Here is a 25,186-nt window from a genome sequence, read left to right as displayed (position 1 = left end):
CGTTTGTCGCCGGGCCCCGCCACGTCTCGTCTGCGGAATTCCCCCTCCGCATATGGAGCACAAGTCGCGCCCGGAGGAGGATTGCATTCCGCAGGTCACGGGTATGACGGGCTACGACCGTGACGCGCAGTGTGGCCGTGTGGGAGGGACCCCATGATGTTGTTCGAAGCTCTCGGCTCCGCTCTGCTCGGTCTGGTGCTCGCGGGGGTCGCGGTGCACCGCCTCTCGCACCGCCTGCCCGCCCGCTCCCTGGTGCTCGCGACGGGCCCCGCGGGAGCCCTCTTCGGCGCCTTCGTCACCCACACCGCCCTGGATCCGGGCAATGTCCTGCTGATCTTCCTGGGCGCGGCGGTCGTCTCCGTGGCGTCGCTGTCGCTCCTGCTGCGCCCGTCGGGAAGACTCCGTCGCTCGGCGACGGCTTAGACGACACGCTCAGCGACGGCTTGGACGACCCGCTCGGCGACGGCACAGGCGACACCCGGCCACAGGCCCGGGGCCGGGTCGGTGCACGGCCCCGCCGCGCGGGCGCGACCGGCCACCACCGGCCGCGGCCGCCCGAGCAGCAGGGCCCCCCGGGCCCTTAGGCGTTACGCGGCCAGTCCCAGCGCCGCCATCCGCTTGGTGTGCGCCTCGGTGATCCGGGAGAACATCCGCCCCACCTCGGCGAGATCGAAGCCGTCGGCGACCCCGCCCACGAGCATCGTCGACAGGGCGTCCCGGTCCGCGACCACCCGCTGCGACTGCGACAGCGCCTCGCCCATCAACCGCCGTGCCCACAGGGCGAGTCGACCACCCACCCGGGGCTCCGCGTCGATCGCCGCCCGCACCTTCTCGACGGCGAACCCGGCGTGCCCGGTGTCGTCGAGCACGGCCAGCACCAGCTCGCGCGTGTCCGTGTCGAGCCGGGCCGCGACCTCGCGGTAGAAGTCGCTGGCGATCGAGTCGCCGACGTAGGCCTTGACGAGCCCTTCCAGCCAGTCCGAGGGCGCCGTCTGCCGGTGGAAGCCGTCCAGCGCGGCGACGAACGGCTCCATGGCGAGCGTCGGCTCCTCGCCGATCTCGGTCAGCCGGTCCCGCAGCTTCTCGTAGTGGTGGAACTCGGCCGACGCCATCTTCGCCAGCTCCGCCTTGTCCGCGAGGGTCGGCGCCAGCTTGGCGTCCTCCGCGAGCCGCTCGAAGGCCGCGAGCTCGCCGTACGCGAGCGCGCCGAGGAGATCGACGACCGCGGCCCGGTACTGCGGTTCCCCGGCGGCCTGGGCCCAGTCCTGGGCGGCCACTCCGGTGCGTTCGGCGGGGGCGTCAGAGGTGTTGTCAGGCGTCGTCATGAAGCGCACAATAGTCCGCTCGCCGCCCCTCGGAAGTCCCTGGTCAATCAGTGTGACGACGACTACGTGACCAAATCGGCCATCACATGTGCGCGATTCCGGGGTATGGTGGTAATGCGCCTGCTGGTACGAGGGCACTTCTCTAGTGCGCCATACCTCGACAGGCCGCACGTATGAGGATGCCCGGTCGGTGGCCCGATCGGCTCCGACCCGACAGCCCTCCTCGCCCGTACGGCACTGTGCGTACGGAGTTCGGAGGGGGACCCTCAGCGGTACGAGCGCTAGAGCGTCGGCAGTGGTCCCGTGCCATTACGGCTAGACCGTAAGGCAGCCGACGTCCCCAGCACGGTTATGACGACCCCCGCGCTCGCCTCGCACCGCGCACACAGAAGAGGCAGCACCCTGACTACGACTTTCCGCGATCTCGGGATTCTCACCGAGACGGCCGAGGCCCTCGAAGCCGTCGGCATCATCAACCCCTTCCCCATCCAGGAGATGACGCTCCCGGTCGCCCTCTCGGGCACCGACGTCATCGGCCAGGCAAAGACCGGCACCGGCAAGACGCTCGGCTTCGGTCTCCCGCTCCTCGAGCGCGTCACCGTCCCCGCCGACGTCGAGGCCGGCCGCGCGCGGCCCGAGGACCTCACCGACGCCCCGCAGGCGCTCGTCGTCGTCCCCACCCGCGAGCTGTGCACGCAGGTCACCAACGACCTCCTGACCGCGGGCAAGGTGCGCAACGTCCGCGTTCTCGCGATCTACGGCGGCCGCGCCTACGAGCCCCAGGTCGAGGCCCTCAAGAAGGGCGTCGACGTCGTCGTCGGCACCCCGGGCCGGCTCCTGGACCTCGCGGGCCAGAAGAAGCTCAACCTCGGCCACATCAAGGCGCTCGTTCTCGACGAGGCCGACGAGATGCTCGACCTGGGCTTCCTGCCCGACGTCGAGAAGATCATCAACCTGTTGCCGGCCCGCCGCCAGACCATGCTGTTCTCGGCGACCATGCCGGGCGCGGTCATCGGACTCGCGCGCCGCTACATGTCCCAGCCCACCCACATCCGCGCCACCGCGCCGGACGACGAGGGCAAGACGGTCGCGAACACCGCGCAGTTCGTCTACCGCGCGCACAACATGGACAAGCCCGAGATGGTCGCGCGGATACTGCAGTCCGACGGCCGGGGCCTGGCCATGGTCTTCTGCCGTACCAAGCGCACCGCGGCCGACCTCGCCGACCAGCTCAAGCAGCGCGGCTTCGCGGCCGGCGCGGTCCACGGCGACCTCGGCCAGGGCGCCCGCGAGCAGGCGCTGCGCGCCTTCCGCAACGGCAAGGTGGACGTCCTCGTCTGCACCGACGTGGCCGCCCGCGGCATCGACGTCGAGGGTGTCACCCACGTCATCAACTACCAGTCGCCCGAAGAGGAGAAGACGTACCTGCACCGCATCGGCCGCACCGGCCGCGCGGGCGCCAAGGGCATCGCGATCACCCTCGTCGACTGGGACGACATCCCGCGCTGGCAGCTCATCAACAAGGCGCTGGAGCTCAACTTCAACGACCCGCCGGAGACGTACTCCACCTCCCCGCACTTCTACGAGGAGCTGAACATCCCCGCGGGCACCAAGGGCATCCTGCCGCGCGCCGAGCGCACCCGCGCCGGGCTCGACGCGGAGGAGCTCGAGGACCTGGGCGAGCCGGGCGGACGCGGTGCGCGTGGCCGCGGCGACCGGGACCGGGGTCGCGGCCGGGGCGGCCGGGACGAGTCCCGCTCCGCGGACCGCGAGCGGTCGGAGCGTACGCCGCGCCGTCGCCGCCGTACCCGCGGCGGTACCGCGCTGGACGCGACGGCCCCCGCCGAGGCGGTCGCCCCGTCGGAGACGAGCGCGATCACGCCGACCACCTCGACCACCTCGGCCGAGGACACCACCGGGACCCGCACCCCGCGCCGCCGTCGCCGCACCCGCGGCGGAGCGGCCGACTCCGCGCCGGCCACGGCGTCGACGGCAGCGGTGACGGTCGAGCCGACCGTGTCCGAGGCCGCCGAGTCCGCGGTGACGACGGCGGAGGGCCCGTCCCTCGACACCGAGGCCCCGGCCAAGCCGCGCCGCCGCCGGACCCGCAAGTCCGCGGAAGCGTCGGCCGTGGAGACCCAGGCCCCGGTCGCGGAGACCCAGGCTCCGGTCGTCGAGACCGCGCCGGTCACGGAGGTCGCCGCGGAGGCGCCGGCCGCCAAGCCGCGCCGTACGCGCAAGAGCGCCGCCGTGGCTCCGGCCGCGGAGGCCGCCGAGGCTGTCGTGGACACGGTCGAGGCGACGGAGGCCAAGCCGCGCCGCCGTACCACTCGCAAGGCCGCCGAGCCCGCCGTAGCCGCGGTGGAGACGGTGGAGACTCCGCAGGTCGCGGACGTGACGGAGGGCGCGGAGGCCAAGCCGCGGCGTACCCGCAAGACGGCCGCGACGAAGGCCGCCGAGACGGCCGTGGACACCGCGGAAGGCACGGCCACCAAGCCGCGCCGCACCCGCAAGACCACAGCGGCAGCCCCGGCAGAGACCGCCACGGCCGAGGCCGCCGAGGTCGTGGAGGCCAAGCCGCGCCGTACGCGCAAGACGGCCGCGACGAAGGCCGCCGAGGCCGCGGTCGACACGGCCGAGGCCACGGAGGCCAAGCCGCGCCGCCGTACCACCCGCAAGGCCGCCGAGCCCGCCGTGGCCGCCGAGATCCCGGTCCAGACGGTCCAGGAGCCCGAGGTGGCCGAGGTCGCGGAGACCAAGCCGCGACGGACCCGGAAGACGGCCGCGACCAAGGCCGCCGAGACGGCCGTGGACACCGCGGAAGGCACGGCCACCAAGCCGCGCCGCACCCGCAAGACCACGGCGGCAGCCCCGGCAGAGACGGCCACGGCCGAGGCCGCCGAGGCCAAGCCGCGTCGGCGCACCACCCGCAAGGCCGCCGAGCCCGCGGTGACCGCCGAGATCCCGGCTCAGGCCGACCAGGAGCCGGCCGCCCCGCGGCGCCGCACCCGCAAGACGGCTGCCACGGAACCCGCGGACAGCTGACCCCACACCGAACGGCCCGGCCCACCTCACAGGGGCCGGGCCGTCGGCGTTCACGGAGAACCATTCGGCCGACCTCAACCGCACCCACACAGCAAACGCCGAGACCCGCGTAACCAACGCCCACCACACCCAACCAGGGGCGCGGGGAACTGCGCGACCAGCCCCCAGGCACCCGCACCCGACCACGCACCCGCAGCCCACCCCACCTCACCCCCGCCCGCTACCCTCACCCCGTGAGCACCCGAGCCGTCTTCGCCCCGCCCCCCGGCGCCCGCACCTACCCCCTCCACACCCCCCGCGGCGACTTCGCGGTCGTGGACTCCGACGTGCCCGCCGGTGTCGTCAGGAAGGGCACCGCTCTGTTCGTGCCGGGATTCACCGGGAGCAAAGAGGACTTCACCCTGCTGCACCAGCCGTTGACGGCACGCGGGTACCGCATCGTGGCCGTGGACGGGCGGGGACAGTTCGAGTCGGACGGGCCGGAGACCGACGAATCCGCTTACGCACAGGACGAGTTGGCGCGAGACGTGCTCGCCCAGGCCGCCGCCGTGGGGACGCCCCTGCACCTGGTCGGACACTCCATGGGCGGCCAGGTCTCCCGCGCGGCCGTCCTCCTCGACCACTCCCCCTTCCTGTCCTTCACCCTCGTCTCCTCGGGCCCGGCGCAGATCTCCGACTCCCAGCAGCAGCGCGTGAAGCTGCTGCGGGACGCGCTCGGTGTGATGACGATGGCCGAGGTGTGGGACGTGATCATGGCCATGGGCCCGCCGGAGGAGGTCGGCGGCCCCGCGCAGGGCATCGGGGACGTCGTGCAGCTCCGCCGCCGCTGGCTCGGCAACAAGCCCGCCCAACTCCTGGCCGGGGGACGTCAGTTGTGCACGGAGCCGGACCGGGTCGCCGAACTGGCCGCCATCCCGCTGCCGTTCCACGTCCTGTCCGGCTCCCAGGACGACGCCTGGCCCGTCCCGCTCCTGGACGACATGGCCGTACGGCTCCACGCCCGCCGCACGGTGATCCCGGGCGCCGACCACTCCCCCAACGCCGACGAGCCGCTCCCCACGGCCCGCGCCCTGGCCGACTTCTGGGACAGCCTCACCCCGGGCGACGACTGAAACGTCAGTACTGCCCCTGGAGGTGCTCCCAGAACCCGTCCCGCAGGGCCCGCCGCAGATCCGACTGGCCGCGCAGCGAGTACTGGAGCAGCCCCTCCGCCTCCACCAGCAGGTCCTGGTCCACCGAGCCCGGCAGATACGGATGGCCGGGCAGTAGTTCCTGGAGCGCCGCCCGGCCCCGCTCCGCGAGCCACTTCGCCGCGATCTGCGCGCCCACGAAACGGACGGCGTCGCGGGTGGGCCGGGTGGCCGTGGCCTCGTACGCGGCCGCCGTGCGCCGGGAGACGTACGGCTTGAAGAAGTCGAGGTCGAGGGTGCGCTGGCTGTCGACCTCCCAGAGCAGCGGCTCCGCCTGGTTGCGGCCCTCCGGGGCCTCGATGCCCCACAGGTGGACGCGGGCGCCGTAGCCCTGGGCCGCCTCGACCGCCGAGACCAGGTCCTCGTCGCCGCCGAGGAGCGCCGCGTCGCTGATGGCGCGGTGGCGGGCCAGGGACTCCAGGTCGGTGCGGATCAGCGAGTCGACGCCCTTCTGCTGGTTGTTGGCGTTGAGATTGCCCAACCGGACCTTCACGTCCGGGAGTTCGGCGATGGACTGCTGCTCGGCGGTGTGGATACGGCGTCTCGCGCCGTCGTACCAGTACACGCGCAGCAGTCTGCTGTCCGCGAAGATGGTGCGGGCCCGGTCGATGAGGGCCTCGATCAGGCCCTCGGCGTCGAGGTCGAAGGCGCGGCGGTCCTCGGTGCCGGCGACGAGTCGTCCCGCGGCCGCGTAGAGGTATCCCGCGTCGACGAAGATCGCATGCGTCGAGGGGGTCTTCGCCACCTCGGCGAGCATGCGCTGGAGCAGCTCGTTCGTGCGGTCGATGCGGGCGCTCAGGGGCGCGAGGTCGTCGTTCATCGCCTCCATTGTTCCGGCGGTCACGCTGCGAACACAACTGGTCCCAAGGAGTCTCCGAAGACTCACTTACCGGTCAGTAGTTAGTCGTTCGAAAAATTTCTTTAGCGTAGGGAATGTTTGTAACACGCACCCCGTTGACTACCTACGTACGCAGCAATTCTCCGCAGGAGGATGACCAGACGAAGGGAGAAGCCTGTGCGCTTCGAAATCATGCGACTCGACGACGTCGACGGCACGCCCGTGGACAGCACCGTCGTGGACGCCGCCTCCGTCAACCGGATCGTTCAGCAGGCCGCCGCCATAGGACAGCGGCTGTGGATCCGTCCGGCCGACACCACGGCCTCATAACACTCACCGCAGACCTCACCGGAGACCTCACCACAGGCCTCACCGCGGACGACTCGTACGCGGATCACAGAAGCTTCAGAGCCCCCGCCCTGGCACCGACGCCGGGCGGGGGCTCTGCGCATCCGCGGAAGCGTTTCAGCTGCTCTGGATCACCTGGGTCACCCCGTTGATGATCTGCTGCACGGCGATCGCGGAGAGCATCATGCCCGCGAGCCGGGTCACCAGCACCACCCCGCCGTCCTTGATGACCCGGATGATCAGCAGCGAGTACCGCATGACCAGCCACAGCACGACATGGATGGCGAGAATGGCGACCCACACCGCGACCTGGGTGGCGACGGTGTCGGCCTTCTGCACGGCGAGGATCACGGAGACGATCGCCCCGGGACCGGCCAGCAGCGGCATGCCCAGGGGTACGAGCGCCACGTTCACGTCCTTGGTCTGCTTCGGCTCGTCGGTCTTGCCGGTGAGCAGGTCCAGGGCGATCAGCAGGAGCAGCAGCCCGCCCGCGATCATCAGCGCGGGCACGGAGACATGCAGGTAGTTCAGGATCTGGTGGCCGAGGAGCCCGAAGACGGCGATGACACCGCCCGCCACACAGACGGCCTGGAAGGCCATCCGCTTCTGCACCTTGCCGGGCCGGCCGGCGGTCAGGGCGAGGAAGATCGGGGTGATCCCGGGGGGATCCATGATGACGAACAGGGTGAGGAAGAGCGAGCCGAAGACGGCGACGTCGAACATGACGGAACAGGCCTTGCTGGAAGAGGGGTGAACACGGGAGCGGGAGCGGGCGTCAGACTCCGCCGGCCCCCGGCACCGGGAACGCCCCCGTCGCCCGCCGGGTGATCTCGCCGTAGATCTCGGGGTCCGTGGTGTACGCGCCGAGAGCGACCGTCTTACGGCTGCCGTGGTAGTCGCTGGACCCGGTGGTCAGCAGTCCCAGTTCCTTGGCGAGCCCCCGCAGCCGCTCACGGGTGTCCGTGTCGTGGTCCATGTGGTCGACCTCGATGCCGTCGAGCCCGGCGGCGGCCATGTCGGCGATCGCGGACTCCGGGACGGTGCGACCGCGCTTGCTCGCGCCCGGGTGGGCGAACACGGTGACTCCACCGGCCGCCTTGACCAGCCGTATCGCCTCGAAGGGGTCGGTCTCGTGCTTCGCCACATGGGCCCGGCCGCCGTCGGCGAGCCAGTCGGTCGTGAAGGCCTCGTCCACACTCGCCACCACGCCGAGCTCCACGAGTGCGGTGGCCACGTGCGGCCGCCCCACCGACCCGTCCCCGGCGATCCGCGCGACCTGCTCCCAGGTGACCGGCACACCCAGCTCCTGGAGCTGCGCCACCATCGCCCGCGCCCGCGGCACCCGGTCGTCCCGCACCAGCTCCCGCTCGGCGAGCAGCGCGGGCTCCTCGGGATCGAAGAGATAGGCCAGCATGTGCAGCGAGATCCCGTCGATCCGACAGGACAACTCGGCACCGGTGACAAGGGTCAGCCCGGCGGGCAGCGCGGCAAGAGCCTCGCCGTACCCACGGGTCGTGTCGTGATCGGTGATGGCGACGACGTCCAGCCCGGCAGCGGCGGCATTGCGCACCAGCTCAGCGGGCGTGTCGGTCCCGTCGGAGGCCGTGGAGTGACAGTGCAGATCGATACGCACGAGGGGGGACTCCAACGGACTGAAACAGGAAAGGACACCCAAGGGTATCCAACCCAGGGGCGCGGGGAACTGCGCGACCAGCCACCACGAACCCGCAGCCGCCCGGCGACAGAAGCCCCACCCCCATAGGCGCTACGGCTTCAGCAAGCGCGGCGACAACGCCCCGCAAGGCACCAGCTCGACCTCCGCCCCCGCATCCCGCAGATCCGTCAGCACCAGCTCGTCGTACATCAGCAGTCCGGACTGCTCGGGCCAGACCACGGCCCACAGCCACATCCCGAGCGCCTCCCCCGCGAACACGGCCCGGTCGTCCGGCGCACCGGCAACATGCCACAGCGGAGTCGGCCGCCCCGCAGCCAGCACCTTCGCCTGCGGCGGCTTCTCGACGCTCATGTACGGCCCCGGGTCCGGCCCGTCGATCCCCGCGTACCGCGCCCCGAGCCCGACCCCGAGCTCCTCCGCCACGAGAATCAGCTCGCCGACACCCCCGAGCGGCCCCGGACCGGTACACGCCACAGCCGTCGCGCGACCTCCGCTGCGGTCGTCACCCGCGCAGGCCACGCCCGTGAACAGCCAGCCCACCGGCAGCGGCCACGGCATCCACACCGGTACCTGCGTGCGATGCACCACGACACCGAGGGCCTCGACGCTGGGCGGGATCACGGGCTGCAGCGGATGCACGGTCCCGTGCACATCGCACTGCCAGGAATCGGCGAAGAGTCCGGGAGCCCTGACCCGGCCACCACACTTCGGGCAACTGGGTTCGCCCCTCATAGGGCCCCACGGTCCTACCCTCGCACTCCCACGTCAAGGACGATCACCCGACCGGACGGCAACAGCAGACTGCATGCATGTTGCATTTATTAGCTCCTCTAACTTACTATGTGTATATAGCAACCATCTTCGCGAGGAGCGTGAGACACCATGGACACCTTCGACGCGGGAGCCGGCGGCATCCTTCGTCAGCCCAAGGCGGTCTGGGCGACCGCGGGTGCGTCCGTCGTCGCCTTCATGGGCATCGGACTCGTGGACCCCATCCTGCCGTCGATCGCCAAGGGCCTGGACGCCACGGCGAGCCAGGTCTCCCTCCTGTTCACCTCGTACTTCCTGATCACCGCGATCGCGATGCTGGTCACCGGCTTCGTCTCCAGCCGCATCGGCGGCAAGAAGACCCTGCTGCTCGGCCTCGCCCTCGTCGTGGTCTTCGCGGGCCTCGCCGGCACCTCGGGCTCGGTCGGCGAACTGGTCGGCTTCCGGGCCGGCTGGGGCCTCGGCAACGCCCTGTTCGTCTCGACGGCCCTCGCCGTCATCGTGGGCGCCGCGGCCGGCGGCAGCGCGGCGGCGATCCTGCTGTACGAGTCCGCCCTCGGCCTCGGCATGGCGTGCGGCCCGCTGCTCGGCGCCCTGCTCGGCGACGCCAGCTGGCGCTACCCGTTCTTCGGTACGGCCTTCCTGATGGCCGTCGGCTTCCTGTGCGTCACGGTGTTCCTGAAGGAGCAGCCCAAGCCGGCCCGCAAGACGTCACTGCTCGACCCGCTCAAGGCGCTCGGCCACGGCGGACTCGCCTCGGCGGCGATCTCCTCCTTCTTCTACAACTACACGTTCTTCACCGTGCTGGCCTTCACCCCGTTCGTGCTGGACATGACCCCCTACAAGTCGGGCGCCGTGTTCTTCGCCTGGGGTGTGCTGCTCGCCGTGTTCTCGGTGTTCGCCGCGCCGCGCCTCCAGGAGCGGTTCGGCTCGCTGAAGGTGCTCGGCGGCTCGCTCGTCCTGCTCGCGCTCGACGTACTGGTCCTCGGCTACGGCAACCACACCGCGGCCGTCGTCTGCACGATCCTGTCCGGCGCCTTCATCGGCGCGAACAACACGGTCTACACGGAGCTGGCGCTCGGCGTGTCCGACGCCCCGCGGCCCGTGGCGAGCGCCGGCTACAACTTCGTGCGCTGGTTCGCGGCGGCCGCGGCGCCGTTCTTCGCGCCGAAGATCGAGGAGTGGACCGACGTCCACATGCCGTTCGTGGTGGCGGCGGTGACCGCGATGCTGGGCGCGCTGGTGGTCGTCGTACGGCGGAAGGCCCTCACGCACGAGGCAGAGGAGCTGGAGCCGCGGCACGCCGTCGAGGACAGCGTCACCGTGTTCGCCAACTGACGGCATCCGGCCACCACTTGGTGAGCTTGCTCACGCGCGGCTCACTCCAGCGGGACGGACTTGCGGGACGGATCCCTGAGATCCGTCCCGTTCGTCAGCCACCGCTCCTGGAGCGCCTCGGCGCCGTGCACGCGCTTCCAGGCGGCCTCGTTGGGGGTCATCGGGAGCAGCGGCAGGAAGCGCACCGGGTTGAGGGGCTCGTCGAGCTCCAGGTCCTCCACCAGTCCGCCCGGCTCGGCGACCAGGACCGAGGTGAACGAGGCGCCGGGCCACAGGGGTTCGCCCACGTCGAGGGAGGCGCCCGGAGCCACGACCACGCCCTCGACCTGCGGGGACGCGGCGAGCACGGCGAGCGGGCGGAGCACCTTGTCGGTGTCGGCGAGCCCTGCCCGTACGGAGACGACCAGTTCGGCGCGCGGGCCCTTGACCGGGTCGGCGAGCACCGCGGTGGGGTCGCTCATCGGCTGCGCGGACATGCCGAGCGTGGCGTAGCGGACGATGTCGCCCTCGGTGAAACGGAGCACCTCGATGCGGTCCGTACCCAGGAAGGTGACCGCCGCGCGGGCGTCCGGCTCGCCCAGCGCGCTGCGCAACCGGGCCTCGACCAGAGGAAGAACATCTGCCATGCGGCGAGCATAGAACTCGTCAGTACCGGGCAAAGCAGCGCCTTGACACTTCGGGCTGCTGCTAGTCTGGCCCGGTCGTCGGGGCAGCACGCAGAAGCGTCGCTTATCGAGTCGCGACGCCAGTGAGACTCCCTAACGGGAATGGATCGTCCCTTACGAGGGACCGGCCGGAGGAGGTGGGGCTGTCATGGATCGAAGTCGACCTGGTAGTACCACTCGTTCTTCCGGCCGCTGATGCAGCTCTGTGACGTTCGGCAACCGCCGCCTCTCACGTTCGCGTCTTCGTGCGGAAGAGCACTTCGTTCGTTTTGCCTGATCAATCTGATCACTCTGATCGCCAGCAGTAGCTGAGTCAGTAACGAAGTCCGCCACCGCGATGGTGCGGTGCTCCCCGCTTTGTGGACGTGCCAAACACCCTTCCCCTGCCTCAAGGGCGGGGACACCCCTTGCAGGACGTCCTCATTCCGGGTAGTTCCACCCGTCGCCGGGGCCCTTTGTTGCCCGTCACGAAGGAGCCTGCCATGTCGATGATCCGTGACCTGCGTGCCGCCGTACGCCCGTCGCGTCCCTCGCTGCGCAAGGACACCGGCGCGTACGACGCGACGCGCGACCCCTCGACGCCCTCCGCCGTCGTCGACTGCGCCGTCTACCGCGACGGCCGGCGCGTGGAGACCGACTGCCAGCTGAGCCCGCACGAGGCGATGCGCCAGGTGCGCCGCGACGGCGGGTTCGTCTGGATCGGTCTGCACGAGCCGAGCGAGGCCGAATTCTCCGGTATCGCGGGCGAGTTCGGGCTCCACCCGCTCGCCGTCGAGGACGCCGTCCAGGCCCACCAGCGGCCCAAGCTGGAGCGCTACGACGACTCCCTGTTCACCGTGTTCAAGACCATCCACTACGTCGAGCACGACGAACTCACCGCCAACAGCGAGATCGTCGAGACCGGCGAGGTCATGTGCTTCACCGGCCGGGACTTCTTCATCACCGTCCGGCACGGCGGCCAGGGCTCCCTCAGGGCGCTCCGCCACCGCCTCCAGGACGACCCCGAGCTGCTCGCCAAGGGCCCCTCCGCGGTGCTGCACTCCATCGCCGACCATGTCGTCGACGGCTATGTCGCGGTCGCCGACGCGGTCCAGGACGACATCGACGAGGTCGAGACCGAGGTGTTCACCCCGGGGCGCGGCGGCAAGGTCTCGCGCGGTGTCGACTCGGCGCGGATCTACCAGCTCAAGCGCGAGGTGCTGGAGTTCAAGCGCGCGGTCGCCCCGCTGCTGCGGCCCATGCAGCTGCTCAGCGAGCGCCCGATGCGGCTGGTGGACCCCGACATCCAGAAGTACTTCCGCGATGTCGCCGACCACCTCGCCCGGGTCCAGGAGCAGGTCCTCGGCTTCGACGAGCTCCTCAACTCGATCCTCCAGGCCAACCTCGCCCAGGCCTCCGTCGCCCAGAACGAGGACATGCGCAAGATCACGTCCTGGGCCGCCATCATCGCCGTACCGACGATGGTGTGCGGGGTCTACGGCATGAACTTCGACTACATGCCCGAGACGCACTGGAAGCTCGGCTACCCCGTGATCATGGCGATCACCGGTGTCATCTGCCTGGGCATCCACCGCACCCTCAAGCGCAACGGCTGGCTCTAGAGTGGACGCCATGACCAGCGAGCTGCTCGACCGCGCCCTTGTGGAAGAGGCCACCAAGAAGTCGGGCCTGGTCTGGGTCAAGGGGCCCGGAACTCCGGCCCGTGCGCTGTGGCACGTCTGGCACGAGGGTGCCGCGTGCCTGGTCGGTGACGGGCCCGGGGAGCAGCCGCTGCCGGGGCTCGCCGACGGGGCCGGCGCCGAGGTGACCGTCCGCAGCAAGGACAAGGGGGGCCGGCTGGTCTCCTGGGCGGCGCGGGTCGTGGAACTGGCGCCCGGGTCCGAGGCGTGGCAGGCGGCGGTCGGCGAGCTGAAGGGCAAGCGGCTGAACGCGCCCGACGGCGAGGCGATGACGGACCGTTGGGCGCGTGAGTGCCGGGTGCTGCGCCTGGAGCCGACCGGGGCTTTGGGCGCGCTGCCCGACGGCGACCTGGCCGAACCGCCGCTGCCGACACCGGCGACCACGCGTGGACCGATCCCGGCCGGGCTGCCCCGGCTGCTGCTGAGGCGCCGCAAACGCGGATAGCGGGGTCGTCCCGCGCGGCTAGGACGTCGGCAGCTGCTTGCCGTAGTCCACCGTCTCGTCCTTCTCCGGCTCGGTCAGGGCGAAGTCCTTGCCCCAGGCCGAGAAGGTCAGCGTGCCCGCGCCGCCCGCACGGGCCAGGCGCAGCGGGTACGGCTGCCCCTCCAAGGAGACGTCCAGCGTGCCTCCGTCGCCCTTGTCACCGGTGATCCGGATCGTGCGGGTACCCGCCTGTTCGTGATGACCGTCCGTGTCCAGGGTGCCGTGCAGGGTCAAAAGCCCGTCGAGGAGAACGTCCTTGTCCGTGAAACCGCTGAACTTCTTGTACGCCGGGTCGCCCGAGGGCACCTTGACGTACTTGCCGTCGAGCTTGTCGGCGGCCGCGTCGGTGTCCTCGCCCTTGCCGTCCTCCTGGGCCCAGAAGCCCGCGCCGGCCTTCAGATACAGCTCCTTGCCGATGCGCAGCAGCTGGAAGGTGGTTCCCTCGGCGGTGACCGACCCGGAGCCGCCGTCGGCGCTCAGCCGCATGTCGAGCTTGTACGTACGGCCGCTGGTGACCACGTTCCCCGACAGGCGCAGCGCCTCGGCGGACCCGGCCGCCGCCCGCGTCTTGGCCTGGATCTCCTCGGCGGACAGTTTGCCGACCCCGTTGGTGCCCGCGTCCGGGTCCTCACTGCACCCCGTGAGCGCCGTGCCCGTCACCACCAGGGCGCACACCGCGCCCACCAGTGCGGCCCTGCGGGTACGGTCCGGGGGAATCGCGGTCACAGGTGGGGCTGCCTTTCCGACGACGGTCCTTCAGCGTGGTACGGCAGCGTACCGGGGCCCGGAACGCCGGTCGGAGCCAGACCGTCCGGACCCCTCACCAGGGCGTATCCGATCGGTACGGGCTAGCCTTAAGCCCTCCCGAGGGGGCAATCCGGACAACGAACGACGAACGAATCACCCTGTTTGCAAAGGAAGCACAGCCATGGCAGCGGGAGCCCCCCGGATCTTCGTCTCGCACCTCGCCGGTGTCGCCGTCTTCGACCCCAACGGCGACCAGGTGGGCCGCGTCCGCGATCTGGTCGTCGTGCTGCGCGTCGGGCGCAAGCCGCCCCGGGTGCTCGGCCTGGTCGTCGAACTGTCCACCCGGCGCCGCATCTTCCTGCCCATGACCCGGGTGACGAGCATCGAGTCCGGCCAGGTCATCACCACCGGGGTGCTCAACGTCCGGCGCTTCGAGCAACGGCCCACCGAGCGCCTGGTCTTCGGGGAGCTGCTGGACCGTCGGGTCACGCTCGTGGAGAGCGGCGAGCAGGTCACCGTCCTCGACATCTCGGTGCAGCAGCTGCCGGCCCGCCGGGACTGGGAGATCGACCGGGTCTTCGTGCGCAAGGGCGGCAAGGGCGGGGCGTTCCGGCGCAGGGGCGAGGCGCTGACCGTCGAGTGGTCCGCGGTCACCGGCTTCACGCTGGAGGAGCAGGGCCAGGGCGCCGAGAGCCTGCTGGCCACCTTCGAGCAGCTGCGCGCGGCCGACCTCGCCAACGTCCTGCACCACCTCTCCGCCAAGCGCCGCGCGGAGGTGGCCGCGGCTCTCGACGACGACCGCCTGGCCGACGTACTGGAGGAGCTCCCCGAGGACGACCAGATCGAGATCCTCGGCAAGCTGAAGGAGGAGCGGGCCGCCGACGTCCTGGAGGCCATGGACCCGGACGACGCGGCCGACCTGCTCGCCGAGCTCCCCACGGAGGAGCAGGAGCGGCTGCTGAGCCTGATGCAGCCCGGCGACGCGGCCGACATGCGGCGCCTGATGGCCTACGAGGAGCACACGGCGGGCGGTCTGATGACGACCGAGCCGATCGTCCTACGGCCGGACGCGACCGTCGCCGACGCGCTCGCCCGCGTCCGCAACCCCGACCTGTCCCCCGCGCTCGCCGCCCAGGTGTACGTGTGCCGGGCGCCGGACGAGACCCCGACCGGCAAGTACCTGGGCACGGTCCACTTCCAGCGGCTGCTGCGCGATCCCCCGTACACCCTCGTCAGCTCGCTCGTCGACGACGACCTCCAGGCCCTCGACCCGGACGCGACGCTGCCGGTCATCGCCGGGTTCTTCGCGACGTACGACATGGTCGCGGCGCCCGTGGTCGACGACTCGGGTTCGCTGCTCGGTGCGGTCACCGTGGACGACGTACTCGACCACATGCTGCCCGAGGACTGGCGGGAGACGGAGTTCGACGCGGAGGGGGCCCACCATGACGCCTGAGCGCGAGACCCCGAACCGCGAGCGCACGCCGTCCGGCGCCACGGCCACCACCCGCACCCGGGCCCGCCTGGACCAGCCGCGTCCGCCGCGGCGCAGGCTGCTGCCCGAGTGGGACCCGGAGGCCTTCGGACGCCTGTCGGAGCGGATCGCCCGCTTCCTCGGCACCGGCCGGTTCATCGTCTGGATGACGGTCGTGATCATCGCGTGGGTGCTGTGGAACGTCTTCGCGCCCGGCGACCTGCGCTTCGACAACTACCCCTTCATCTTCCTGACGCTGATGCTGTCCCTCCAGGCCTCCTACGCCGCCCCGCTGATCCTGCTCGCGCAGAACCGGCAGGACGACCGGGACCGGGTCAACCTGGAGCAGGACCGCAAGCAGAACGAGCGGTCGATCGCGGACACGGAGTACCTGACCCGGGAGATCGCCGCGCTCAGGATCGGTCTCGGGGAGGTGGCGACCCGTGACTGGATCCGCTCGGAGCTCCAGGACCTGATGAAGGAGCTGGAGGCACGGCAGCACGACGGGCATGCCCTATTCCCGGCAGAACGGTCGGATCGGCCGTCGGGACGTGACGTAGACGACCGTTCCTGACCGTGCGGGGGGCGCTGCGGGGCGCCGTACCATCGTCTGTATGGCTAGCGAAGACGCGGTGCGCGAGGCACTGGCGACGGTGAACGACCCCGAGATCAACCGCCCCATCACCGAGCTCGGGATGGTCAAGTCGGTCGACATCGGTGCGGACGGGGCGGTCGCGGTCACCGTGTACCTGACGGTCTCCGGCTGTCCGATGCGCGAGACGATCACGCAGCGCGTGACGGACGCGGTCGCGGCCGTCGAGGGTGTCACGCGCGTCGACGTCACGCTGGACGTGATGAGCGACGAGCAGCGCAAGGAGCTGGCGACGGCCCTGCGCGGCGGCCAGACCGAGCGCGAGGTCCCCTTCGCCAAGCCGGGCTCGCTCACGCGCGTGTACGCGGTCGCCTCCGGCAAGGGCGGTGTCGGCAAGTCCTCGGTGACGGTCAACCTGGCGGCGGCGATGGCGGCCGACGGCCTGAAGGTCGGGGTCGTGGACGCCGACATCTACGGCCACTCGGTGCCGCGGATGCTGGGCGCGGACGGCAGTCCGACGCAGGTCGAGAACATGATCATGCCGCCGTCGGCGCACGGCGTGAAGGTCATCTCGATCGGCATGTTCACCCCGGGCAACGCGCCGGTGGTGTGGCGCGGCCCGATGCTGCACAGGGCTCTGCAGCAGTTCCTGGCGGACGTCTACTGGGGCGACCTGGACGTCCTGCTGCTCGACCTGCCCCCGGGCACGGGCGACATCGCGATCTCGGTGGCCCAGCTGGTCCCCAACGCCGAGATCCTGGTCGTGACGACCCCGCAGCAGGCGGCGGCGGAGGTCGCGGAACGGGCCGGCTCCATCGCGGTCCAGACCCACCAGAAGATCGTCGGCGTGGTCGAGAACATGTCCGGCCTCCCCTGCCCGCACTGCGGCGAGATGGTCGACGTCTTCGGCACGGGCGGCGGCCAGACGGTCGCGGACGGCCTGACGCGCACGACCGGCGCCACGGTCCCGGTCCTGGGCTCGATCCCGATCGACGTCCGCCTCCGCGAGGGCGGCGACGAGGGCAAACCGGTGGTGTTGAGCGACCCGGACTCCCCGGCGGGGGCCGCGCTGCGGGGGATCGCGGGGAAGCTGGGGGGACGGCAGCGGGGGCTTTCGGGGTTGTCGCTGGGGATCACGCCTAGGAACAAGTTCTGAGAGAGGACGAGCCTCCACAGGGCGAACCTGGAGCCTCCCTAGAGCCGGTCAGGCTGTTCGGCAAGGAAAAGAATCCTCATCGGGCTTGCCAGTCCGGCCGCATCTACCAGCAATGCGGCCCATACCTGACCCTAACGTCTATGAACAGCAAATGACCGATCCTGAGGTCATGACGGTTTCGCCATCGCAGTAAAAGAAGCCTTTTACTGCGACCTTAAACCTGACGAGCAGAAAACAGCAAGATAGAGAAGAGCCCCACTTTCACACTGTGGGGCTCTTCCGGGTCAATCACACCGCTTGCTCATCGAGCTACCCATACCGAAGGACAATTTTCCCGCCATCCGGAACGTCACGGATCTGCGCGGCAAGCTCCGCTCGCCACCTTAGACTCTCTGCCGAATCCACTAGCATCAGGTTTTCGCACGCAAAATCGCCACCCAGAACGAAGGGGGTCCGGGGGATCAATCTCTTCCCGATCGGCAGTCTGCCGTGACGCTCCTGCCACTCTTCTGCCAACGGGTATCCCGTCAGAACCTCTGGTTCCTCCAGGAGGGCAGCGCACCAGTCAGGAATGTCTGCTGAGATCCTCTCCAGCTCCCCCGTCTCAGGTTCCAGCTGAAAAACACCTGATTCCGAGTGAAGGAACTGCCCACCGAATACGTCTTCCGCAAAGGCTGTGTATTCGGCACCAAGGTTGGGATACGAGCCCTTCCAGAGAGCATCCGCATTCCACTCAGCTTGCGAAATTTCCTCACCGCTGGCGACAGTAGGGAATACATGGAGCGCCCCTAGGAATGCATAGAAGCCATTTCGGCGTCGCAACAACTCCCCTAGCTCTCCAGTACCGCTTCCCTCTTCATCAGCCAGCGCTGGAGACGAAATCTCCAAGAGTCGATCAACAGGGGACTTAAGCGCTCCTGAAATGTCCTCATCTGACATAGACTACGACCTTCGTACCGTCCGGATATTGCCCAAGGGCGTTACCCATTGTTGAACCAGCTCCCCGGTTGTCACCCGGATCGATATGGCGAACACTCGCCCCTGTACCGCCTTCCTCGAACATGGCCGGCGGGTATTCGTCGCGATCCTTACCCTTCTGCGTCTTAACTCCACGCAGCGAGTCCTTACGGTTCTGCTTGGCTCCGACGCGACGGATCGTCAGCAGAGAGGCGTGGCCGTCAGCCTGGGCATCCGAGACGTGCTGAGCCGTTTGCGGGTACTTCGTCGCGTCAATGCCGTGAGAGGGCAGAATACACACGTCCACCGGATCGTTGTGCACAAGGACGGGGGTCCTGCCGACCAGGGCGTAGTAGGTGTGCAGATTCGCGACCGTGAGGTTGTGAGCGGTCGACGGAGCGGCCCACCTCCTGACCGCAGTGATCTGTACATGAGTGCCAGCGCTTGTCCTAAGCCACTCGCCAGGCTTGAGATCCGTGGCGTTGATCCACTTGCCCAGCGCTGCGACCCAGAACGGGTGCCCCTCAGTGGCAGTGATCGAGGCTGTCTTGCCTCCGCTAGTGCCATCAGTGTCAACAGTGACCTTGACGAGATGCTTCAGACCAGTGCCCTTGATCTCGGCGGTCACGCCTTCGGCCTTGGTCTCGCCTGTAGCCGGGTCCGTGGCTAGGACCTCGTCTCCGACGCGGACGTCAGCGATCTTCTTTGACGAGCCGTCAGCCATCAACACGCTGGTCTCAGGCGTGAAGCTATTGCACTGCTTGGCTGCTCCCTCGGCTGCCTTCGCCGCCTTTCTGCTCTCTCTCCAGTCTTTAAAGGTGCTCAACAGGTCCTTGCCCAGACCCCAGATCCGCTTCCCCAAGGCCGCGGCCTTGTCCCAGCGGAGCAGGTACTTCTTCGCCAGCTTTGCCAGCGGGCCGCCGCCCAGGAAGGACGACACCACGTTGAGGGCGGTGTTGCCGCAGGCTGCGAGGTTGCCTGTCGTGAAGCAGTCCAGGGCGTCAGTGATGCCCAGTTCGTCGGCCGCGATCTTGCCGAGTTCCTTGGCGATCGCTATCGCCTTCTGCTTCGCGGAGTCCTCCGCGTCGCGGGCGATGTCGGCCCTGGCCTGGGCTTCCGTGTAGGTGCTGTTGCCGGCGCTCGGGTCCGCCCTGCCGTCGCCGTCGCTGTCTACCGCGCCCGAGTGCTTCTTCGGACCCGGGCCGCACTGGTTCCAGCCGCCCACGCATTCGGCCAGACGCAGGCCCGAGGCATCGCTGTTGGAGACCGGGCTGTTGTTGGCGTAGGCGTAACCGTTGATCTGCTGAGGGTCGGTGTAGTCGATGATCGGGTCGGCGGAGATGAAGCGGCCGGTGTCGGAGTCGTACTCGCGGGCGCCGAGGGTCGTCAGGCCTGTGGACTTCTGGACCGTGCCGCCCACAAAGCCCTTGTCGTTGACCCAGCCGGACGCCGAGGACGTCGACTCGTCGCGCGCGTTGCCGAAGGCGTCCATGCGACGGCGGGTGATGGTGCCCGTCTTCGCGTCGACCGCCAGTTCCGCCGTGCCCTGGTGGTCCGAGGCGAGGAAGTGGACGCCGTCCGCCTCCCGCATCGCGACCGTCGTGCCGGCGAAGGTGTAGTAGCGGGTGGCCGTGACCTTGGCGGTGGCCTTGTCGTAGTGGAGTTCCGTGCCGGGGAGGTAGAACGTCTTCTCCGTCGGGGTGTCACGGAGGATCCGGGAGCCCTGCGCGTCGTACTTGTACGTCGTCACCGACGCGTCCGCGTTGGTGACCTGCGTCAGCTCGCCCTGCTTGTCCCAGGCCAGCGACTGGGTGTCGCCGTCCAGGACGCGCTTGGTGGTGTTGCCCGAGGCGTCGTAGACGTAGCTGTCCCGGGACGTCACCTGCGGGGTCGTGCTCGTCGCAGCGGTCTGCTGCGTCACCGACGACACCGTGTGCGGGCCGGACGCGGCGCCGTTCGGGCCCGAGCCCGTCTCGCCGTACTTGTAGCTGCGGGTCGACGTCGCCGTGCCGTTCAGGCCGTGCCGTACCTCGCCGGTGCGGTTGCCGAGCGTGTCGTAGCTGTAGTCCGTCCAGTACGGGGAGACTCCCCCGACGGTCGACGCCGAGGCGCCCGACGCGCAGGACGCGTCCGTACCGCCCGTGCCCTTCGCGCCGTTCGACGCCACGGACGACGTCCACGCCGAGGAGACCCGGCCGAGACCGTCGTACGAGAAGCACTGCACGTCACTCGTACCGCTCGACGGCGTGTCCGCGATCGAGAGGATGTCTCCGGCGGCGTCGTAGGTGTAGTCGGCGTCGTAGGCGACCGCCGACGCGCCCTCGACCCGGACCGAGGAGTTGGTCAGGCGGTTCGTGCCCGCCTCGTAGTAGTTGTTGATCCAGGTCTTCTTCGCCGTCGACTCACCTGTGTGAAGCTCCAGGGTCTCCAGGTTCGACGTCGGGGAGTACGACGCGTCCGTGACGTATCTCAGGCCGCCGAGTGAGGTGTTGAGGCCCACGGGACGCCGAAGGCCGTCGTAGACGTTCGTCACCGACTCACCGGCGAGATCGGCAACCGCAGGCAGGGTCTGGTAGTTGACCGTGCCGTCGGTGTTGTACCCGGCCCCGAACTCGTACGTCCCGCCCAGCTGCGGCTCGGCCGTCTTGGAGAGGTAGTACTTGGTCGACAGGGGCAGGTAGTCGTTGTTGACGTCGAGGGTCGGGTAGGTCACCGACGAGTAGACCGCGCCGTCCTTGTACGTGTAGACGCCGTACAACTCGCCCTTGTAGACCGTGTCGTACTTCGACACCGACAGTTTTGTGCCGGTGGTCGGCTCGCCCTGCCAGGTGGAGGCCACCCGGCCCAACTCGTCGTAGAGCGTCGATGTCTTGTCACCGTTGACCGTGACCGACGTCTGACGGTCCAGCAGGTCGTAGGTGTACGAGGACGAGCCCGCGTCGGGGTCGGAGGCAGTCTCCTTCCGGCCCAACTGGTCGTATGTGTAGCCCCAGTTGTTGCCCTTGTCGTCGGTCACCCTGGTGAGCAGACCGGCCGCGTTGTATCCGTAGGACGTGGTGACGGCCGCGCCGTCCGTCGGGTACTGGATCTGGGTCGTCGTGCGGTCCCGGCCGTCCTTCACCACCGTCGTCCTGACCCCGCCCTTCGGCGGGGTGGTCGTGACGCGGTCGCCGCCGTACGTGTACGTCGTGCGGTACTTCTCCGTGCCCTGGACATTGAAGATGGAGGCCGTGGTACGGCTCGCGCCGTCGTACGTCGTCACCGTCTGGGCGTGCAGGTCGGCGTCGACCGGATCGAAGAGGTCGGAGGACGGGGCCTTGGTGGTGAAGTAGGTGTCGTTCACCTGTGCCACGCGACCCGAGCCGTCGTAGAGCGTGTCGGCAACCATACGGCCGCCCTCGCCCTCGGTCTGCTCCTGCCTGGGCCTCAACCAGCCGTCGTACAGCGACCATTCACTGCCGTACGACGTCCCGTCGTTCTCGATCTTCTGAGTGTGGACGGCGGCCGGGCCGTCGTCGCCGCGGATCAGGTATTCGTACTTGATGGACGGGGTGAAGTTGTTCCCCTTGGGGCGGTCCGGCATCCACACGGACACCAGGCGGCCGAGGCCGTCGTAGGCGAGGTCGGAGCGCAGGCCGTTCTGGTCCACCTTGGCCGTCGGCTGACCCCAGGCCGGGGCGTACTCGGTCGAGGTCGTCCAGCCGTCGACGTTGGTGACGACGGCCTTCGTCGCCAGGCCGTAGGTGTCGGTGTACACGGTCGAGGACGTGTACTGCGTCGGCGACGACGCCGTCTCCGCGTCCTTCACCACCTTCGGACGCCCGTAGTCGTCGTAGTTGGTCACCGCCGTCGTCTGGTACGTCGCCGTGGTGCCGTTGTGCGACTGCAGCCGCTTGGTCGTCGTCGGATCGCCCTTGGTCGGGGCCGCGCCCAGCGTCGACGAACCGTCGTAGTACGTCAGTTCGTCGGAGATGACGTCCTTGGCGCGGTTCGGGGTCGAGGCGCAGTCGACGCCCACCTTCTCCACCCGGGAGGCGAGCGAGTAGATGTGCGCGCTCGCGCTGTCGGCGTACTCCGTGCGGGTGCACTGGTTGTCGGCGACGCCGACCTCGCCGTCGTCGTCGACCATGGTCGCGCGTCCGGTCGAACCGTCGTACGTCGTGGACGACTTGAGGTGTCGCCAACCGCCCGCCGCGAGGGCCGTGTACGTGTCCACCGAACCGGTCGCCACATAACGGGCCTGGTAGGTGGCCCAGTCCCGGACCTCGGTCGCCGTCACCGCCGTCCAGGGAACGGTCACCGACTTCTCGGTGACGACGTCACCGTTGTAGGTGATCGTCTCCAGCTCCTGGCCGGCCTTCCAGTCGGAGTCGTCGTAGGAACCGCCGGTGGAGTCGCTGACCTTGACGGACCGGGTGGCGCCGGCCTTGTTGACGTCACCGTCGAGGCCGCGGAAGAACACGTGCTCCGACTTGGTGTTGGACGCGGAGTTGGTGCCGGCCGACGTGACGACCTGGACCTTGCCGTAGCCGCGCCAGTCGCTCCAGGTGCGGTACTCGGCCTTGGAGATGCCGTCGGCCGGGGTCTTCCGCCAGCCCGCGTCGCCGACGTAGGTGTAGGAGGTGACCTGGTCGGGGTTGTCGCCGGTCAGGTCGGTCTGGACGACGGACTGGACGACGTACTTGTGGAACCAGTCGGTGATCGGGTCGGTGACACCCGGCGGGTTCCACTTCACCGGGAAGCAGCGCTTGACGGAGGAGTCCTCCGCCGGGACGTTGCTCGTCGTGCACTGGTTGGCGGCGTAGTTGACGCTGAGCGCGCCACCGCTCTCGTTGAGGACGCCCGACAGCCGGTACCGGTAGAAGGGCAGCAGGTTGTCGCCGGACTCGTCGACACGGTTGGGGAGTTGGGTGCCGTACAGCTCCACGGAGGGGACCGAGGCGTCGGTGCCGACCTTGCCCGTGTGGTCGATCTTGTTCAGCCACAGGGACTTCGAGGCGTCACCGTTGTCGGTGAAGATGTGGCTGAGTCTCCACTCGTCGACCGGGGTGTAGGCCGAGTCGCCGGTGCGGATCTGCGTGGTGATCTTGGTGAGCTTCTTGCGGGTCCAGAAGGTCGGCGAGTTCTGGCCTGGGCACTTGGTGTTCGCCTTGCAGTTCTGGTCCCAGGGGACGTCCGGCCAGTCGCCGGCCGTGGTGTCGGTGAGCGCCCCCGCGGAGCAGTCCGTCAGAGAGCCCACGCAGCGCTCGGCCGTGGTGAAGACGACCTGGGCGGCCGGCTTGGTGGAGTACACCTGCTTGTCGCGCTGACCGTAGTCGATGCGCTTGAGGTAGCCGCCCCGGATGTAGGCCTTGCCGTTCTCCGTGGTCTTCAGGCCCTGCGTGTAGTAGTTGGTCTCCGTGCCGTAGAAGTACGACAGGGCATTGCCGTGCGGGTCCACGACGTAGTCGAGGTTCCAGCGCCAGGCCTGGGTGCAGTACGCGTTGGCGAAGGTCGCGTTGTAGCAGGGTTCGCCGCTGTCGTCGCCGTAGACGGGAACGGTCCAGGTGGAGCCGGTCTCCTCGTTGCCGCTCGCGTAGCCGGTCAGCCGGTTGAGGCCGAACCAGTACTGGGTGCCGTCGGCGGTGGTGATCTTCCAGTACTCGCCGTTGTCGTCACCGTTGGTGGCGCCGGTCAGGTGCTCGACCTTGGAGTTGTCGTCGGAGCTGATCCGCCACTCGCCGCTCTTGTCCTTGACGAGCCGCCCGGAACTGCCACCGGTGAGCGAGAGCGTGGCGTTGTCGAACGCCCAGCATTCGTCGCCGTTGGTGTCGGCGTGACCGTCGTCGGCGCAGGACTTGTAGCTGCGCTCGATGTAGCCGGGCTCGTAGGAGAAGCCCTGGCCGATCCACGAGCCCTGGTTGTTGGTGGTCGCCGTCTGGCCGTCGATGGACTGGGAGTTGTAGCTCAGGCCGACGGTCGGCTGGAGGCCGCCGGGGACCGGCGGGGTGGTCATCGGGTACGACCAGGTGAAGGCACCGGAGCTGGTGTCGACGCCCCACTGCGAGGACTGCGCCAGGCTGGTGGCCTTGTAGGAGCCGCCGTCGCCGCTGCTGCCCGCGGTGGCAGCCACCATGGTCGCCGAGGAAGCGGCCGAACCGGCTTCGAGAAGCTGAGCGGAGGGGCCGGAGCTGTCACCGGCCGCCTGCACGGTCGCGGTGAGCGTCTGCTTGGCCTCGTCGTTCGACGTCTTCAGATACGTCGGTGTCGAGCAGGCCTTCTTCTCCGGCGTGGTCAGGACACAGGACGGATAGGTGGCCAGGCGAAGCCGGGAGCCGTAGGAACCGCCGAAAGCGTCGGCGAAGTCCGAGTAGTCCAGGCTGACTTGGGCCGGTCCAGCGGTGGCGCCGGCGTCGGTGCGGGCGACGGTGAACAGGACGCCGTCCACCCCCGCCGCCTCGGTGGCCTTACGGCCGAGCACTTCCAGACGGACGGAGTCGGCACCCTTGGTGCCGCCTGCCGCCTTCGCGGTGAGGGGCAGGCCCTTGGCCTTGACCGCCTTGCCGCTGAGCTGGACCTCGGCGCTGCCGGCTCCCGGCCAGTCCGCCTTCTCGGTCTTCCTGACCGCGGCCTTCTCGGCCTGGTCCGTCTTCTTGAAGGTCTCGGGAGTGGCGTTCTTGCCGCGCACCGGGTCGTCGAGGTCGGTCTGCGACTTGGGGCGGGTCAGGCCGCTGTCCGCGGTGGCGGTGGGGGCGTACTGCGGGAGCAGCCCTATGGACAGCGCGAGGCCGAGGACCATGGCGGCCCGTCTGCGACCGCTTCGCCAGGCCGGTCTCGGGGACCGGAACCAGGGAGGCGAGGACATCAACTCTCCTAGATGGTGAGGGGAATGAGGGATGAAGACAGACGTCGGGACGGGCGGGCGG

At 69.3% G+C, this 25,186-nt stretch carries 19 protein-coding genes; 10 read left to right on the top strand and 9 right to left on the bottom strand.

The annotated features are described in order from the left end of the window. Positions 1–156: 156 nt before the first annotated feature. Entirely contained in the window at positions 157–423 is a 267-nt protein-coding gene (locus tag ACFULQ_RS33280) for a hypothetical protein (RefSeq protein ID WP_383551155.1), read from the top strand. Between the two features lie 164 nt (positions 424–587). On the opposite strand, the gene ACFULQ_RS33275 is transcribed toward ACFULQ_RS33280, so the two are convergent. Next, on the bottom strand, positions 588–1,325 hold the full coding sequence (locus ACFULQ_RS33275) for a ferritin-like fold-containing protein (RefSeq protein ID WP_383551147.1): 738 nt from the start codon (positions 1,323–1,325) through the stop codon (positions 588–590). Between the two features lie 495 nt (positions 1,326–1,820). Here ACFULQ_RS33275 and ACFULQ_RS33270 point away from each other — a divergent pair, with 495 nt between their 5' ends. Together ACFULQ_RS33270 and ACFULQ_RS33265 are read left to right on the top strand one after the other, a co-directional pair. Then, a complete protein-coding gene (locus tag ACFULQ_RS33270; protein ID WP_383551153.1) occupies positions 1,821–4,370 on the top strand; it encodes a DEAD/DEAH box helicase in 2,550 nt (849 codons plus the stop codon). A 233-nt stretch (positions 4,371–4,603) separates the two neighbouring features. After that, entirely contained in the window at positions 4,604–5,482 is an 879-nt protein-coding gene (locus tag ACFULQ_RS33265) for an alpha/beta fold hydrolase (protein ID WP_383551145.1), read from the top strand. Between the two features lie 4 nt (positions 5,483–5,486). Here ACFULQ_RS33265 and ACFULQ_RS33260 read toward each other — a convergent pair whose 3' ends face one another. Continuing rightward, positions 5,487–6,380 (bottom strand): NYN domain-containing protein, encoded by an 894-nt coding sequence (locus ACFULQ_RS33260; RefSeq protein ID WP_383551143.1) that lies wholly within the window; start codon positions 6,378–6,380, stop codon positions 5,487–5,489. 195 nt (positions 6,381–6,575) lie between these two features. Between ACFULQ_RS33260 and ACFULQ_RS33255 the strand changes: the two genes are divergently transcribed. Continuing rightward, positions 6,576–6,728 carry a hypothetical protein gene (locus tag ACFULQ_RS33255; RefSeq protein ID WP_020136747.1) on the top strand — a complete coding sequence of 51 codons (153 nt, stop codon included), beginning with the start codon at positions 6,576–6,578 and terminating at the stop codon, positions 6,726–6,728. Positions 6,729–6,863: 135 nt separating this feature from the next. On the opposite strand, the gene ACFULQ_RS33250 is transcribed toward ACFULQ_RS33255, so the two are convergent. The 3 genes from ACFULQ_RS33250 to ACFULQ_RS33240 all read right to left on the bottom strand — a co-directional run bounded on the left by ACFULQ_RS33250 (position 6,864) and on the right by ACFULQ_RS33240 (position 9,153). Further along, entirely contained in the window at positions 6,864–7,469 is a 606-nt protein-coding gene (locus ACFULQ_RS33250) for a MarC family protein (RefSeq protein WP_383551141.1), read from the bottom strand. 52 nt (positions 7,470–7,521) lie between these two features. Then, the gene (locus tag ACFULQ_RS33245; protein WP_383551139.1) at positions 7,522–8,379 is read right to left on the bottom strand and encodes a PHP domain-containing protein; all 858 of its coding nucleotides are present in this window, start codon (positions 8,377–8,379) and stop codon (positions 7,522–7,524) included. A gap of 132 nt (positions 8,380–8,511) precedes the next feature. Next, a complete protein-coding gene (locus ACFULQ_RS33240; RefSeq protein ID WP_383551137.1) occupies positions 8,512–9,153 on the bottom strand; it encodes a DUF6758 family protein in 642 nt (213 codons plus the stop codon). A 150-nt stretch (positions 9,154–9,303) separates the two neighbouring features. Between ACFULQ_RS33240 and ACFULQ_RS33235 the strand changes: the two genes are divergently transcribed. Continuing rightward, positions 9,304–10,527: an MFS transporter gene (locus ACFULQ_RS33235; protein ID WP_383551135.1), complete on the top strand. Its 1,224-nt coding sequence runs from the start codon at positions 9,304–9,306 to the stop codon at positions 10,525–10,527. 41 nt (positions 10,528–10,568) lie between these two features. Here the strand turns inward: ACFULQ_RS33235 and ACFULQ_RS33230 are convergent, their stop codons facing one another. Beyond that, on the bottom strand, positions 10,569–11,153 hold the full coding sequence (locus ACFULQ_RS33230; protein ID WP_383551133.1) for a suppressor of fused domain protein: 585 nt from the start codon (positions 11,151–11,153) through the stop codon (positions 10,569–10,571). 521 nt (positions 11,154–11,674) lie between these two features. Between ACFULQ_RS33230 and ACFULQ_RS33225 the strand changes: the two genes are divergently transcribed. After that, complete coding sequence (locus ACFULQ_RS33225) at positions 11,675–12,793, top strand: magnesium and cobalt transport protein CorA (RefSeq protein WP_383551131.1); 1,119 nt, start codon at positions 11,675–11,677, stop codon at positions 12,791–12,793. 10 nt (positions 12,794–12,803) lie between these two features. Further along, positions 12,804–13,316, top strand: a complete 513-nt coding sequence (locus tag ACFULQ_RS33220; protein WP_383551129.1) for a hypothetical protein — start codon at positions 12,804–12,806, stop codon at positions 13,314–13,316. 18 nt (positions 13,317–13,334) lie between these two features. Here the strand turns inward: ACFULQ_RS33220 and ACFULQ_RS33215 are convergent, their stop codons facing one another. Further along, a complete protein-coding gene (locus ACFULQ_RS33215; RefSeq protein WP_383551128.1) occupies positions 13,335–14,081 on the bottom strand; it encodes a hypothetical protein in 747 nt (248 codons plus the stop codon). 202 nt (positions 14,082–14,283) lie between these two features. Here ACFULQ_RS33215 and ACFULQ_RS33210 point away from each other — a divergent pair, with 202 nt between their 5' ends. The 3 genes from ACFULQ_RS33210 to ACFULQ_RS33200 are packed head-to-tail and all read left to right on the top strand — an operon-like array spanning position 14,284 to position 17,324. After that, positions 14,284–15,558 (top strand): magnesium transporter MgtE N-terminal domain-containing protein, encoded by a 1,275-nt coding sequence (locus ACFULQ_RS33210; protein ID WP_383551126.1) that lies wholly within the window; start codon positions 14,284–14,286, stop codon positions 15,556–15,558. Beyond that, a complete protein-coding gene (locus ACFULQ_RS33205; RefSeq protein ID WP_383551124.1) occupies positions 15,548–16,150 on the top strand; it encodes a DUF1003 domain-containing protein in 603 nt (200 codons plus the stop codon). Before ACFULQ_RS33210 ends, ACFULQ_RS33205 begins: the two co-directional genes overlap by 11 nt. Before the next feature lie 40 nt (positions 16,151–16,190). Next, on the top strand, positions 16,191–17,324 hold the full coding sequence (locus tag ACFULQ_RS33200; RefSeq protein ID WP_383551122.1) for an Mrp/NBP35 family ATP-binding protein: 1,134 nt from the start codon (positions 16,191–16,193) through the stop codon (positions 17,322–17,324). A 309-nt stretch (positions 17,325–17,633) separates the two neighbouring features. Here the strand turns inward: ACFULQ_RS33200 and ACFULQ_RS33195 are convergent, their stop codons facing one another. Together ACFULQ_RS33195 and ACFULQ_RS33190 are read right to left on the bottom strand one after the other, a co-directional pair. Next, positions 17,634–18,263 carry a hypothetical protein gene (locus ACFULQ_RS33195; RefSeq protein WP_383551120.1) on the bottom strand — a complete coding sequence of 210 codons (630 nt, stop codon included), beginning with the start codon at positions 18,261–18,263 and terminating at the stop codon, positions 17,634–17,636. Further along, the gene (locus ACFULQ_RS33190) at positions 18,253–25,125 is read right to left on the bottom strand and encodes a polymorphic toxin-type HINT domain-containing protein (protein WP_383551118.1); all 6,873 of its coding nucleotides are present in this window, start codon (positions 25,123–25,125) and stop codon (positions 18,253–18,255) included. Before ACFULQ_RS33190 ends, ACFULQ_RS33195 begins: the two co-directional genes overlap by 11 nt. Positions 25,126–25,186 lie beyond the last annotated feature (61 nt).

This window comes from Streptomyces sp. NPDC057253 (assembly GCF_042669125.1).
Taxonomy (GTDB): domain Bacteria; phylum Actinomycetota; class Actinomycetes; order Streptomycetales; family Streptomycetaceae; genus Streptomyces.
This window is presented reverse-complemented; position numbering and strand designations above follow the sequence as displayed.